Origin of the sequence: Streptomyces sp. NPDC101237 (assembly GCF_044767465.1) — a bacterium.
GTDB lineage: Bacteria > Actinomycetota > Actinomycetes > Streptomycetales > Streptomycetaceae > Streptomyces > Streptomyces gramineus.
On the sequence record NZ_JBIWNY010000035.1, the window covers coordinates 60,919 to 74,651 of the forward strand.

At 69.9% G+C, this 13,733-nt stretch carries 14 protein-coding genes; 11 read left to right on the forward strand and 3 right to left on the reverse strand.

Annotation, left to right across the window (positions count from 1 at the left end):
- The first annotated feature begins 203 nt into the window (after positions 1–203).
- The 3 genes from ACIRQ9_RS35825 (at position 204) to ACIRQ9_RS35835 (ending at position 2,727) form a co-directional block, all read left to right on the forward strand.
- Positions 204–947: a GntR family transcriptional regulator gene (locus ACIRQ9_RS35825; RefSeq protein ID WP_404183416.1), complete on the forward strand. Its 744-nt coding sequence runs from the start codon at positions 204–206 to the stop codon at positions 945–947.
- 182 nt (positions 948–1,129) lie between these two features.
- Positions 1,130–2,161 (forward strand): AAA family ATPase, encoded by a 1,032-nt coding sequence (locus ACIRQ9_RS35830; RefSeq protein ID WP_404183418.1) that lies wholly within the window; start codon positions 1,130–1,132, stop codon positions 2,159–2,161.
- The gene (locus ACIRQ9_RS35835) at positions 2,158–2,727 is read left to right on the forward strand and encodes a guanylate kinase (protein ID WP_404183421.1); all 570 of its coding nucleotides are present in this window, start codon (positions 2,158–2,160) and stop codon (positions 2,725–2,727) included. Before ACIRQ9_RS35830 ends, ACIRQ9_RS35835 begins: the two co-directional genes overlap by 4 nt.
- Positions 2,728–2,734: 7 nt before the next feature.
- On the opposite strand, the gene ACIRQ9_RS35840 is transcribed toward ACIRQ9_RS35835, so the two are convergent.
- Together ACIRQ9_RS35840 and ACIRQ9_RS35845 are read right to left on the reverse strand one after the other, a co-directional pair.
- The gene (locus ACIRQ9_RS35840) at positions 2,735–3,535 is read right to left on the reverse strand and encodes a DUF1932 domain-containing protein (protein ID WP_404183453.1); all 801 of its coding nucleotides are present in this window, start codon (positions 3,533–3,535) and stop codon (positions 2,735–2,737) included.
- Positions 3,536–3,581: 46 nt separating this feature from the next.
- Positions 3,582–4,229, reverse strand: coding sequence for an HAD family hydrolase (locus ACIRQ9_RS35845; protein WP_404183424.1), 648 nt, complete (start codon positions 4,227–4,229; stop codon positions 3,582–3,584).
- Between the two features lie 156 nt (positions 4,230–4,385).
- On the opposite strand from ACIRQ9_RS35845, the gene ACIRQ9_RS35850 reads away from it, so the two are divergent.
- The 6 genes from ACIRQ9_RS35850 to ACIRQ9_RS35875 all read left to right on the forward strand — a co-directional run bounded on the left by ACIRQ9_RS35850 (position 4,386) and on the right by ACIRQ9_RS35875 (position 10,212).
- A complete protein-coding gene (locus ACIRQ9_RS35850) occupies positions 4,386–4,616 on the forward strand; it encodes a helix-turn-helix domain-containing protein (protein ID WP_404183456.1) in 231 nt (76 codons plus the stop codon).
- Between the two features lie 388 nt (positions 4,617–5,004).
- A complete protein-coding gene (locus ACIRQ9_RS35855; protein WP_404183427.1) occupies positions 5,005–6,129 on the forward strand; it encodes a hypothetical protein in 1,125 nt (374 codons plus the stop codon).
- On the forward strand, positions 6,126–7,490 hold the full coding sequence (locus ACIRQ9_RS35860) for a replicative DNA helicase (RefSeq protein ID WP_404183430.1): 1,365 nt from the start codon (positions 6,126–6,128) through the stop codon (positions 7,488–7,490). The genes ACIRQ9_RS35855 and ACIRQ9_RS35860 overlap by 4 nt, the downstream gene beginning before the upstream one ends.
- A 126-nt stretch (positions 7,491–7,616) precedes the next feature.
- A complete protein-coding gene (locus ACIRQ9_RS35865; RefSeq protein ID WP_404183433.1) occupies positions 7,617–9,194 on the forward strand; it encodes a helix-turn-helix domain-containing protein in 1,578 nt (525 codons plus the stop codon).
- 1 nt (position 9,195) lies between these two features.
- A complete protein-coding gene (locus ACIRQ9_RS35870) occupies positions 9,196–9,771 on the forward strand; it encodes a transcriptional regulator (RefSeq protein ID WP_404183436.1) in 576 nt (191 codons plus the stop codon).
- 114 nt (positions 9,772–9,885) lie between these two features.
- Positions 9,886–10,212 carry a hypothetical protein gene (locus ACIRQ9_RS35875; protein WP_404183439.1) on the forward strand — a complete coding sequence of 109 codons (327 nt, stop codon included), beginning with the start codon at positions 9,886–9,888 and terminating at the stop codon, positions 10,210–10,212.
- Here ACIRQ9_RS35875 and ACIRQ9_RS35880 read toward each other — a convergent pair.
- Complete coding sequence (locus ACIRQ9_RS35880; protein WP_404183442.1) at positions 10,209–10,820, reverse strand: hypothetical protein; 612 nt, start codon at positions 10,818–10,820, stop codon at positions 10,209–10,211. The two genes, ACIRQ9_RS35875 and ACIRQ9_RS35880, sit on opposite strands and share 4 nt — an antisense overlap.
- A gap of 122 nt (positions 10,821–10,942) precedes the next feature.
- Between ACIRQ9_RS35880 and ACIRQ9_RS35885 the strand changes: the two genes are divergently transcribed.
- On the forward strand, positions 10,943–11,179 hold the full coding sequence (locus ACIRQ9_RS35885) for a hypothetical protein (protein WP_404183445.1): 237 nt from the start codon (positions 10,943–10,945) through the stop codon (positions 11,177–11,179).
- A complete protein-coding gene (locus ACIRQ9_RS35890) occupies positions 11,179–11,451 on the forward strand; it encodes a hypothetical protein (protein WP_404183448.1) in 273 nt (90 codons plus the stop codon). Before ACIRQ9_RS35885 ends, ACIRQ9_RS35890 begins: the two co-directional genes overlap by 1 nt.
- Positions 11,452–13,733 lie beyond the last annotated feature (2,282 nt).

A 13,733-nucleotide genomic window follows, 5' to 3' on the forward strand; every position in this document is an offset into this window, starting at 1 on the left:
GGAGCCATGACCCGGGGGATTTCGTGGTGCATCAACCCCGGCCCTCCCCAACTAGCAGGGGAAGGGGCGTTCCTGCGGTCCTACTGGCGCGGAGGACGTTTAGCGTCGACCGCAGGCACAACAATGAAGTCTTCTAGAAGACATGTCAAGCTCTTCTAGAATGTGGTTCACTGTTTGCGACAGCCGAGCCGAGAGGAGCCGCCATGCCAGCCCCGGCCCCAAAGTGGCGACAGATCGCAGATGAGATCGCGAAAAAGATCGAGAATGGCGACTACGGCCCTGGCGACCGACTCCCGTCGGTCCAAGCGCTTGTCGCCGAAGGTAAAGGGGCCACCGCGACGGTCCATCGTGCCTACCAAGCTCTGGAGGCTGAAGGACTCATTCGCACGACCCAGGGCAGCGGCACCACCGTCTTGGGTCCCAGCGATATCCCTCCATCGATCCTCACTGGTGCCGCACGGCTGGAGCGTCTTCGTCGTACTGGCCGGCCGCTGGCCCCCCGGGAGACCTACACGAACTCCCGTTCCGTCCTGCGCTCGTGCGCGGATCCCGAGATCGCGAACCTTCTCGGAATCGATCTGTACGACGAAATCGTGGTACGAAGCCGAACCTTTATGCGGGACGGCAAGCCCACAGTCTTGGCCCTGAACATGATTCACGTCAGGGCCCTGTCGGTCCTGCCGGAGTTGCTTGACGCGGGACCGATGCCGAAGTTCCGGCATGACCTGTACACCGAGCGCACCAGCAGGACGATCACTGCGGGACCAGAACAGAGCGCGGCCCGGTTGGCTTCCGATAACGAACTCCACGAGTTCGGCATCGACGTACCCCAGGACGTTCCTGTCCCCGTTCTCGTCTTGCGGACCGTCTACTCCGACGACGAAGGGCCTCTGGAGGTCTGGGAGGACATTCTCCGGCCGGGCGTGTGGCACGGAGGGCGCTCCTAACCCGCGATAAGTACCCACTGATCTGGCCCTCCGAGATCTTCGTCGTGTGGGAGCCATCACACCGGCAAGATCCTCAGAGCGACATCACAGCGGCTTGTCGAAGCTCGTGCACGTGCTCGTACACAGGATTTCAACATCCGCGTACACATGGGATTTCGGGGTCTGGATCTAGGCTCCGGAACATGACATCGGAGGCGCAGAGGGTGGCAAGGCACGTGGGTTGGCGGCCAGAGCATCTGCGTGAGCATCGTGAAGCGCATGGGCTCACGCTGGAGCAGGCAGGGGAACGGCTGCGGCAGGTAGCCGAGCAGGCCAAGTTGAAGGGCATCCCCGCCGCCAACCCTCAGACGCTTTGGCAGCACGAGCAGGGCGAGGTGTTCCCGGGCCCTCACTACCGGCGCGCCTACTGCCTCCTGTACCGCGCCACCGAACCGGACCTGGGCTTCCGAACGGCTCTGCCGGGCGAGGAGACGTCTTTCAAGGTCACGCCGGTGGACGACCATCTCAATGGCGCGCACGTCCTAGCCGTAGAACGGGCCATCCACGCCATCGCGCCCGGCTCCGAGGCGGCCGACCACGTCACGCTCCAGCAGCGCATCATTGACGCCTGGAAGCGCCGGCACACCGGGGGAGACCCGCACCGGCCCTCGCTCATTCTGGTCGGCGGATACGCCGGCAGCGGGAAGACCGAGTTGGCACGCTTCTTCGTTCAGCTAACCGGCTGGCCCCTGCTCGACAAGGACCCGCTCACCCGCCCGCTCGTGGAAAAGTTGCTGGTCGCTCTAGGCGCCGACCCGAACGACCGGCACACCGACGTGTACCGGGAGAACGTCAGGCCGGTGGAGTACGACTGCCTGATGCAGTCCGCAATGGCCAACATCAAGTGCGGCATCAGCACGGTGCTCACCGCGCCATTCATCTCCGAGATGACGAACGCCGATTGGATGCAGAGGCTGGCCAACCGCTGCAACGCCCTGGGGGTGGATGTCTATCCGGTCTGGGTGCGTTGCGATGAGGAGTCGATGCGGGAGTACATCACATTCCGCTCCGCTGCCCGAGACGCCTGGAAACTCGCGCGCTGGGACGAGTACGTCAGCACGATCGACATGGACCTGCGGCCGGCGGTGCCGCACCTGGTCGTCGACAACCGGCTCGGCACTGCGGTCTCGCTCGCGGACCAGGCCCGGCAGGCGATGGGGGCCGTGTACGCATGACGGGGAAGCAGGGCGTGATCCTCTACGGCCCGCCGGCTTCAGGCAAGGACACCGTCACCGCAGCGCTCATCCAGTTGAGTCCGCGGTACGTGCCGTTCGCGCGGCTCAAGGTGGGGACGGGCAAGGCTGCCGGCTATCGGATGGGCACGGCGGGGCATCTGCGCGAGCTGGAGGCCGCGGGCGGCGTCCTCTACGCGAACGCCCGGTACGGCAACACCTATGTGATTGACCGGCCCGGGGTCGACGCCGCGTTCGCGGCTGGGGTGCCGGTGGTCCACCTCGGGCAGGTCGACGGCGTCCGAGCGCTGATCGACGGCTACCCGGCCGACTGGTCAGTGGTGCTGCTGTGGTGCCCCCGCGAGGTGACCGCGCAGCGGTCGGCGGAGCGCGGCGACAGCGACACCGCGGCGCGCCTGGCTGCGTGGGACGCGACTCGTGAGGACCTGGACGCGCACCCGGGCATGGTCTGGGACCTAATCGTGGACACCACGGCGTCAGGTCCGCAGGACGTGGCGCAGCTCTTCGACCAGCTGCTGGCGCAGCGGGCGGGAGCGGCGCCGGCATGAGCGCAGGCTACGGCTGGGCGAGTCGGTCCAAGGCGTCGGTGAGCGTGAGTTCGCCGTCGTCCTTGGCATCGTTCCACCGTGCCAGCGTTGACGCGGCCGCACGCAGCATCTCCGCGGGGAGGCCGACCGCGGCAAGCGCGTCGGCGACCTCTTCCATTTCCGGGCCCCACCGCCAGGCGCGGGCCGCGGTCTTGGCGATGTACTCGGGTTCGGCAAGGTACGAGTCGCTGCGTCGGTTGGCGACCTGCAGGAGCTCCTGGTCGACGCCATGCGCGTGGGCGAGGCCGACCGAGAGCGCCACAAGCACGCGAGACGTCTTCTGGAAGCTGGCGTACGACAGTTTCAGCGCGGATGCCCTCCCGACCTCCGTGCCCAGGATCCCTGTCTGCACGTCAGTGCCAGCGAACAGTGCGTCGACCTGGGTGACTTCGGCAGTGGGGCCGGACAGGAAGAGGGTCGGGCTCTTGCCGCCCACGGGCGGGGAGCCGATGACGCCTCCGTCGACGACGGTCGCCGTGGACCCGAGCAGCTCGGCGATCCGCCCAGTTCGCTCGGGGTTGATGGCGTTCGCCTCCACGTACACCCCGGTGAAGCCGTGCTCGGCGACCTCTTGGGCCAGGTCCTCGGCCGCGGCCGGCGGACAGAGGCTGAGGACGATGTCGCTGCGGTCCAGGAGCTCGGTCAGCGTGGCCACCCCGGTCAGGGCGAACCGCTCGGCGCGAGCGATGGTCGCGGGGCTGCGGTCGGCCTTGCACCACAGGACCATGTTCGCGTTCGTCGCGGCGCAGGCGGCCACGGCGGCGCCCATGCTGCCCGGGTGGAGGATGCCGACGGTTGGCTGGTGGGGCACGGGGTTACTCCGGGGAATGGGTGAGGAGGTAGTCGATGGCGTCGGTGACGTCATCGACAGTGTGGTGGGGCGCGTCCAGTCCCTCCGGCCAGGGGCGGCCCTCGACCCAGATGGTGCGGAGTCCTGCCCGGTAGCCGCCGGCGATGTCGGTTTCGGGGTTGTCGCCGGTCATCCAGTCGCCAGGGGTCAGCTGGGTTCCGCAGCGGGCGGCCGCCAGCTCGAAGAGCCGACTGTCTGGCTTGCGGACGTCGATGTCACCGGAAGCAGCGATCCCGTCAATCAGGCCGGCGAGGCCTGTGGACCTGATTTTTGCGCGCTGGATGTCGCTGGAGCCGTTGGTCGCGACGCCTATGCTCCAGCCGTCCGCCTTGAGTCGCTTCAGGCTGTCAAGGACGGCGGGGCGGCAGTGCACGGCAGCAGCGATTCGGTCTACGTACACGCGCCACAGATGATCGGCCGACTCGGTGAGCTCGAAGGTGCGACGCAGGCGCTCGAAGTCACCGCGGTCCGCACGGTCAGCCAGTTCGTCTGTCAGCCAGCGCTGGATCTCGGGCCCGTAGCCGTGATCGTGGCTGAGTTGCACGACGGCGTCCGTGAAGGCCGATCGGCGGTCGACCAGGGTGCCGTCGAGGTCGAAGAGGGCGAGGCGCATGCCGATGACCCTAGCTCGGAGGAATTTCCCACGGACACGCCCTCAACTGCACAGCGGTTAGCGAAGACTTATGTATAGTTCTGGATCACGTGAGGAGGGGAATCAGTGTCTGATCTACTCGATGCAGTCGACGCTCTACTCGCGCGGCCGGACACCATGCCGCCACCGGAAACTCGGGCACGTCTCCGCAAGGCCGACGGGCTCACTCAGGAGGAAGTCGCTGAGGTGTTCGGTGTCACCAGGGTGGCGTTCCATCGCTGGGAGACCGGAATCGCGAAACCGCGCCGCCGCCACCTAGAGGCTTATGCCCGACTCCTCAAGGGTTGGGCCGATAAGCACCCGGAAGTAGCCTCCGACCTGGAAACGAGTCATGGAGAGGCAGGTTGAGCGGCTGATGCTCTCCCGATCTCCGTAAATGCGAAGCGGCCCCTGTCGCCACAACAGGAGCCGCTTCCAAGTCCGACTCGCACGCCCTTACCAAAGCTTCGAGTCGTGTCCGGTGAGGTGACCTCGCCGGGGGTGATACCCGCGGGCCTGACGGCCCTCGTGGTCACCTGTACCCAGAGTATGCGCACTCGATTGCGCAACGCCACTACTCCTGGGACCCGCATAGGTCACATTCCACCGGTACGGCTCCCCTACCTGGGGAGATGGCCCAGTTGCGTCGCCTGTTCTACCGTCCGCCGGCCGCGCGGACGGTCCTGCGCCCACCGGCCATGCCGGGGCATATGTCCTTCCCGGCCGCAGGCGGCCTCCACCAGGTGGAGGCCGCCCAATGAGCGACGACTTCGGCTCCACCTACCTGGAGCGCGGCTGGGAGGCCCCGGAAGAGGTCATCCTGCGGCGCGAGCTCGTGCGCACGCCGGGGCTCCAGCCTGAAGACCTGGGTGTCCTGGCCGAGTTGCTGCTGCGCGATCCTCGCCTGCCGTCGACCATGGAGGCGATCCGCGGGGATCTCCAGGCTCAAGGCTGGAAGATGGGCAAGGACCGCTACAACGCCATCGCGAAGCGGCTGACGACCGCTGGCCATCTCGCCCGCGTCAGCGTCTTCGACGGGAACACGGGACGTCCCACCTGGGTGACCCGGGTGTACCGGAACCCCGCCAACAACACGCAGTACGTCGACCTTGGCATCTCGGCATCACAGCAGGTCAGTGGCGAAACGCGGGTTTCCCGCGATCCTCAGACCCCCGCATCGCGGGAAACCCGCGTTTCGCCAGGTCAGAGCCGAAATGCGGAAAACCCGCAGTCCGGAGCCGAATCGCGGGAAACCCGCGATCTGGAAACCCGCGTTTCGCCAGGTCAGAACCGGAAAGTGGAAAACCCGCAGTCCGCCTCTCCCCCCCCACACCCCCCGGAGGAGGAGGAATCCTCCTCCCCCAACCCCCTCACTAGCCCCGCACAGTCGCTCCCATCACAGCGAGAGCAGCAGAACCAGCGCACGCCGGAGTTCACCGCCGAGCAGCTGCAAGACGCCGCCAGGTTCCTCGCGGGTATGCAGCGCTGGCAGGCTGGTGCGGCAACGGCCAGGAGGTGCGCGCCGCGTCTGCTGCGGGCGATGCGGGACCAGGGCTGGCCGCTGCTCGCCGACCTGGACGACGCCGGGCGGGCTCTGCTGGAGGCCGACGTTCTGAAGAACACCCAGGGCGCCACGTCGTGGGCGAAGTGCTTGCCGGGGTGGGTGGATGACCTGCGGTTGTACGCGATGGTCAAGCCGCGTGCGGCGGCTGTGGGCACGGGCGAGGGACCGGATGGGGCCGCGGTGCGCCTGGCCCTGGTCGCGGCGTGTACGGCGTGCGACCCGAACGGCTGGCTCCTCGATGACGACGACGATGCACCGATGCGCCGCTGCACCCACCAGGGCGTGACGGCTGGCGTGGCCGGGGAGGGGCAGCGATGACGACCACCGACACCGAGACACTGCTGGAGCAGGAGCCTGCCGCCGACAAGGACGGCGAGGCCTCCGTCCTGGGTGCCTGCATGCTGGCCACGCCCGCCTACGACCCCGTCGCGGACGCGGCCCGGGTCATCGAGGACGGTGACTGGTACCGGCCCGCGCACGAGACCGTGTGGGCGGCCATCACCCGCCTGCACGGGCAAGGCCAGCCCACCGGCCTGCCGATGGTGGTCGCCGAACTGGGCCGCACCGGGGACCTGGAGCGGATCGGCGGCCGGGTGGCCCTGTCCCGCATGGTCGAGGCCGCATGCTCGTCAGGCGAGGTGGAGCACTACGCCGCGCTTGTGCACGGATACGCCAAGGTCCGCGCCCTCCAGGCCGCCCTGGGGCGAGGCCTCCAGAGGGCCCGTCAGACCGCGCCGGACGCCGTGACCGACACCGTCCGCGCTGTCCAGACCGAGCTGGACTACCTCGCGGCGGGCGACCGGGAGGCCGACCGGCACTTCGGGCGCCTGGGGGCGGACCTGCACGCTCACCTGGAGAGCCTGGAGAGCCCTCAGCAGGCCGCTGCCGTCACCGGCCTGGTGGACTTGGACGAAGCGCTGATGATGCTCGCGGGCAACGTGATCGTGGTCGCGGGACGGCCCGGCATGGGCAAGTCCGCACTCACCCTCGGCGTGGCGATCGCCAACGCGAGCAGCGGCCGGCCGTCCCTCGTGCACTCCATGGAGATGGGCCGCCGCGAGGTCAACAACCGAATTTTGGCGGCCCGTTCGCGGGTTGGTCTGCGGCGCCTGCTCAAGGGCGGCGACGCCATCGAGGACGACGACTGGACCCGCCTGGCCCGCCACGTGCCCGACCTCAAGGCCCTGCCGGTGTGGATGGACTACAGCGCCCGCGTCTCCCCCAGCCGCGTACGCCACCGCATCCAGACCATCACCCGCGAGACCGGACAGCCGCCCCTGGTGATCGTGGACTACCTCCAGCTCATGGAGACCGACCAGCGCAGCTCCCGGCAGTCCCCGTACGAGCGCGTCAGCGAGATCAGTCGCGAACTGAAGATCGTCGCGGAGGAGACCGGAGCGGTCATCATCTGCTGCGCGCAGCTCAACCGGGGGGCGGAAAGCCGTGAGGGCAAGCGCCCCCAGGTGTCCGACCTGCGCGACTCAGGCCAGATCGAGCAGGACGCCAGCGCCATCATCCTGCTGCACCGCGAGGACGCCTACGACCCGTACAGCGCCCGCGCGGGAGAGGTCGACCTGATCCTCGGCAAGAACCGCAACGGATCCATCTGCACGGTCACCGTGGCGCACCAGCTGCACTACGGCCGCATCCGCGACATGGCAACCGTCAACGGAGACTGAGCGGCCCCGTAGACGGTGCTCAGCGCCCCGCACTGCACCGATCTCCCTCCGCCGGGCACCTCGCCCGCTCCGGGGCGGAGATCGGCCCCCACAGCGCCACACAGGCGATCAAGGAAGGAAGTCCCGATGGACCGGGACACGAACATCGGCAACGGCCGCGCCGCCATCGACGCCCTGCTGGCCGGAGCCCGCGACGAGCCCACGCTGCCGGACCCGGACGTTCGCCGCCGGCTGCGCGAGGCCGTCGGCCTGACGAAGGCTCAGGTGGCGCGCGCGGTCGGCGTGAGCGCGTCGACGCTCAGCGGATGGGAAGCCGGCCGCGACCCGAACGGCGGGAACCGTGAGCGCTACGCGTACTTCCTGGAGCAGGCACAGGCCAAGCTGGACAGCCGCCCGGACGCGGCCGGCACTGCGGCCGCCGCCGACTCCGGCCCGGCCGCCGCGACCGCGACCATCACCGACGGCGACGGCCAGGCCCAGGGCGACGACGTGCTTGCCGTGGCTCAGCCGTGCGTGCTGTGCGGGCAGCCCGCCCGCCACCAGGTCGAGGGATTCCCCCAGCACCTGGACCCCGCCGACTGCCACACCGCGCCCCCGCCCCCCGCGCCCCCGGCCGCGCCGACCCCGGCCCCCGCCCCGGCCCCGGCCCCGGTGCAGCGTGGCCGGACTCCGGGCGGCGGAGCGCGGCCGGACCAGCGTGGTGTGAAGGTCGTTGCGGCCGGGCGGCGGGTGAGGGCGGCGTCGGCTCCGGACCCGCTGGCGGGCCGGATCTCCTCGGCGGTCGCCACCGTCCTCGATGAGCACGGCGGGGACGTGGCGGTCGCCACCGAGGCCCTGGTGCGCCGGGCGATCCCGGACGCGATGGCGCTGCTGGACCAGTCGCGTCTCGGCGGCCGGTACGACGTCGTAGCGCACCCGTGGCTGCCCGATGTCCTGCGCAAGCAGTCCGCACGGGGCGCCGACCAGGTCTGGGAGGCCCGCCCGAAGTGGACCCGTCCCGAACTCCCGCCCGGCGCCCACGAGATCACCGCGCTCGACATCAACGGCGCCTACCTGTCCGCGCTCAAGACGCACCTGCCGCTGGGGCAGCTGGAGCACTCCGAGGGCGATCAGCACGACCGGCGCCGGGCCGGAATCCACCTGATCACCCCGCCCGACTGGGACCACGACGCCTACCTCCCCAACCCCATCGGCCAGCGTGACGAACCCGGCCCGCTGTGGGTCACGGAGCCGACCCTGCGCCTGCTCCTGCGGATCTCCGGCCCCAAGTACGGGCTGTGCGACCCGCCCGTCATCCACGAGTCCTGGACGTCCGGGGCGACCGAGGGCCTGCTGGAGAAGTTCCGCATCACGCTCAAGGACGCCCGCGACACGGCGATCGCCGACGGCGACGACGTCACGCTGGAGTACGTCAAGGCGATGTACTCCAAGTTCGTCTCGACCATGGGGGAGTCGAACTACAACCGGGAGCTCTACCGCACCGACTGGATGCACCTCATCCGCTCCCAGGCGTTCGCAAACCTGTGGTGGAAGGCCCACCGCGCCTACGACGAAGGCCTCATCGTGGTCCGCGCCATGGGCACCGACGAACTGCACGTCGCGGGTGACTGGCAAGCTGTCTTCCCCGAAGGGCGCGGCGTGACCGAGGTCAAGGTCAAGGACGTGTACACCGTCGGCGACGCCGACTCCCAGGAAGGGGCCTGACATGCCAGAGCGCAACCTCGACTTCGGCCGGTACGGCGCGCACGGCATCAAGGGCCATGAGGCCGTCGCCCGCCAGCTCGACGCGCTCGCCGGATACGTCGCCACCCCCATCACCGCCCGCCGCGGCCTGCTCGCCCGCCTGCACTACCTCACCCGCAGCGAGCGCGCCCGCACCGCCGCACGCGACGCCGGCCTCACCGCCACACCCCGCACCATCAAGGCCTGGCTCGCCGGAACCCGTTCACCCTCCCGCGCGAACCTCGCCGCGATCGAGCAGGCCTACCGCGCGGTCAGGCGTGAGAACGTCGCCCGCTACCTGCTCGCCCGCCTCAACCGCGACGGGCGCGGCACCCGCGTGGAGTTCCACCCGCTCAACCAGAGTCAGGTCCCCCAGCCCCACCAGCGGGCCGTGGAGTTCCGCACGCTGAACGTCCGGCGCTGGGACCGGATCGTCGCCGCATGGGCCGCCGACGATGACGACGCCCTCGACAACGCATGGGTCGACGACGCGGTCGTCGACCTCGGCTCCCAGTGGGGCCAGTACGAATACGTCACCAATATTGGATTCGCCGCGTAATCAGCCGCGCGAAGTCGCCGATCGGAAAAGTCGCCCTGCGACCGGAAATGAAAACACGGCCGCAGGGCGCACCGGGCAGATACAATTCCGGTCCGTCGACATAGGAGAGAGGCCATGACGGTGACCATTCGGGAGGCCGAAGAAGACGGCACGCTACTTTCGGGGCCGCTTCCGTACCTGCGAGTCGAAGCCGTTCTGCACTGCCTGACAATCGCCAAATACGAAACTCTCGCCGCGAAAATGCACCCCTACTGGGAGGCGGCCGGACTGGCGACGCCGCAGGAAATCCGAATTCCCCTCGGCCTGCTCTACGCGGTGAGGAAACAGCTCGGCAAATGGCGCGAGGCCGACCCGACCAATTCCCGGTACTGGGACGACTCGGACGACGCCGTCCTCACCGCGGCCTGGCGCGCCGGCCTGCCCGCACGACCCGCCGCTTAGCTGCTGCGGTCTCGGCGCAGGACCCGCCGCCGCCAGGACACCGCGGGCGGATCCAGGACACGCAGCAGCTCCGCACGGAAGGCCCTCAGGGCCTGCTGCCCCCTCTCGGTGTCCCGGTAGTTGGCAGTGACCGTCTCGAACACGGTGACCGCCGCATCGGCGAGCACCCGGTCCGGGTGCCTCGCCAGCGGTGCGACAGCAGCCCCAAGGCGCGTAAGCGGCGCAGTCAGCCCCGCCGCCGACGCGGTCTGCTCCCGGTCCCACTGGCTGATCACCGTGGACGCCTTGCCGAGTCCGACAAGGCCCCGGTTGACGCCCGGTTCTGAGCGGGCCACCTCCGCGATCCAATGGGCTGCCGCATGCATCATGATGACCAGTCGCGCCCGTCCGCTGGTCATCAGCTGGTCGTGCATGGTGCCCGCCGCATTCAGCGCGAGCACGGCCGCGTACAGCTCATCAGCCTGCGCCTGCAACGCCGCCTGATCAGCCGCCCGTTGCGCCCGCGCCTCCCGACGACGCGTCAGCCCCTCGGTCACCACCTGCGTCGAGAGTCCGACGACCAGGGCACCGCCGGCACCGAGCGCCGCCGTCACGAGATCATGGTTCATACCCCTCCGGACATCGCAGGAGACCGCGCAGTTCCCGGTGACGAGAACCGCTGCAAGCCGGTCCCCACACGGCCGCCCGGCGATACCGTGGTGACACACGCCCGCCCTGCCTGGAGGCTCCGATGACCGACCAGCCGGCCCCCGCCGACCAAGCCGTCCGAGAGCAGCTGGAGCCCGCGGCCGCCGACGCCGTCCGCGCCTATGCAGCCCAGACCCGTGAGCGCGCCGACCAGTTCGCCGCCGTCCTGGAAGACATCGCCACCAACGGCCTGCCCCCAGTAGAGGACTGCACCCCCTGGGAGGAGCTACGTGAGGCGCACCTCACCCGCCTCGCAGCCCAAAGGCCGGCCGTCGCCTGATGACACCAGGACACGGGCCCCGCCGCGCCCGGATCGCCTTCTCCGACTCCGCCGCCAAGCAACTGGAGAACATCACCAGCGAAGCGGACATCCACGCCCTGGACCGCGCCCTGGTCGTCATCTCCGTCGACCCCGACGTCGGCCAGGCGCTGCCCGGCGACACCACAGGCCCCCAGCTCCGCCAGTACACCGACGACGTCGAAGCCGTCCGCATCCTGTACTTCGTCACCGCCTTGCGCACCGTGGTCGTCGTCGCCTACATCGAGGTCTGATCCCTAGCTGGATGAAGATGGTGCGCTGCTACGCGCAGTCCCCTTTGCCGTCCTGCTCGTGACCGATACCGCCGCGGCGGCGCCTTGCCGGGTGATTCTTCTTGCCGTGTTCACCGTCGTAGCGGTCCGTCCCGGGCCGAGACAAGGATCCCCGCGGGCGCGGGGAACAGGCCATGACCGCGACGTCCACCGCGCTCGGCCCGGGACCATCCCCGCGGGCGCGGGGAGCAGTCGAAGGTTCCCTCGAACTCGACCTGCACCACGGGACCATCCCTGTGGGCGCGGGGAGGAGGCGGCCCTCTTCACACGCCGCGTCACGTGGGAGGGGCCATCCCCGCGTGCGCGGGGAGCAGTCCTGCGCGTCCTCGTCGAGGACAGCGACGGTGGGACCATCCCCGCGGGCGCGTGGAGCAGCAGGGGCAGGGCAGGCGGAAGCCGGGGCTGCCGGGACCATCCCCACGAGCGCAGGGAGCAGCCGTCGTTCCTGAAAAGGCAGCCTGGGTGATGGGACCATCCCTGCGGGCGCGGGGAGCAGCCGACGTTCCGCAGCTCCGCGAACTGCATGTCGGGACCATCCCCGCGACTGCGGGGAGCAGTTGCCGGCGCCCTGACCGATGAGCCGGGTCTCGGGAGCATCCCCGCAGGCGCGGGGAGCACCACCGAGTCGCCTCAGCAACGCAGAGCCGGCGGGGACCATCCCTGCGGGCGCGGGGAGCAGGGGTGAGCCATGTCGGACTCGCAGCGGCTGCGGGGACCATCCCCGCGGGCGCGGGGGAGCAGTTTCTTTGACAACCCCCACGCCAGGTCAGCGCAGGCCTATCCCTGCGGGCGCGGCAGCCGATGGCCGCGTTGAACTGGTCCATCGACATGGGGCCATCCCCGCGGTCACGGAGAGCAGGACGCGATGACGTACCCGTGATCGTCGGTGTGGAGACCATCCCCGCGGGCGCGGGGAGCAGTGGAAGCTGTACGTCCTGAACCGGTTCGGCGGGGGACCATCCCCGCGGGCGCGGGCAGCAGACGGACTACCAGTTCGGCAACGACAAGACGACGGGACCATCCCCGCGGGCGCGGGGAGCGGACGACCCGGTCCTTGAACGCCCAGCCGGTCTGGGGACCATCCCCGCGGGCGCGGGGAGCAGTTGAACAGCGGGACCGACGTCTTCCAGAGCAGGGGGCCATCCTCGCGGGCGCAGTGAGCAGGAGGCGCCGGCCTTGGCAGGCCCGGCGTGGAGGGGACCATCCCCGCGGGCGCGGGAAGCAGGTGACGTCGACGACCTGTGTGGACGGGGCGACGGGACCATCCCCGCATGCGCGGGGAGCAACCGGTCGCCGAGCCTGACTTGCCCTGGACCTGGGGCCCATCCCTGCGGGTGCGTGGAGCAGTTCGAGCCGTACCGCCAGGCGATCTCGCCGAAGGGACCATCCCCGCTGGCACGGGGAGCAGAAGGTCACCCAGCTCGTCTCCGATTTCGGAACGGGACCATCCCCGCGGGCGCGGGGAGCAGGGGTCACCTTCGCCGACGATTGCCGTCGGTCGGGGACCATCCCTGTGGGCTCGGGGAGCGCTGAGACGTCCGGGCCGAAGACGGCGGCGGAGTCGGACGATCCCCACGGGCACGGGGAGCGGTACCGCACTGCACTGCTCGCCGTCCTGGGGACTATCCCCGCGGGCGCGGGGAGCAATGCCGGTCGAGGCCTCCGAATCGCATGACCTCGGGACCATCCCCCCCGGGCGCGGGGAGCAGGGCGTCACCATCACGCAGTCCGCCGAGGACCAGGGACCATCCCCGAGGGCGCGGGGAGCAGCCCGACAACACCGTGAACGACCTGAGCTATAAGGGACCATCCCCGCAGGCGCGGGGAGCACTCGGCCTCGGTCCACAGCCACGGCTCGGACGCGGGACCATCCCGGCGTCCGCGGGGAGCACGTTAGCTTCGTGAGCACGGCCGCCACGACCTTGGGACCATCCCCGCGGGCACGGGGAGCACTCCACGTCGCCCAGCGTCGTACGGAGGAAGAGGGGACCATTCCCGGGGGGCGCGGGGAGCACATCATGCTGTCCAAGCCGGAGCGCTGCACGTCGGGACCATCCCCGCAGGTGCGAGGAGCACATCAGGCGCAGCACCTCCTCGGACGCCGCGGTGGGACCATCCCCGCGGCGCGGGGGGGGGGGCCCCCCCGGGGGGGGGGGGGGGGGCCCCCCCCGGGCCCACCCCCGGGGGCCGGGGGGGAACAAACCCCCCGGGCGGGGCCGGAGGCACAGGGGTTACAGCCCGGC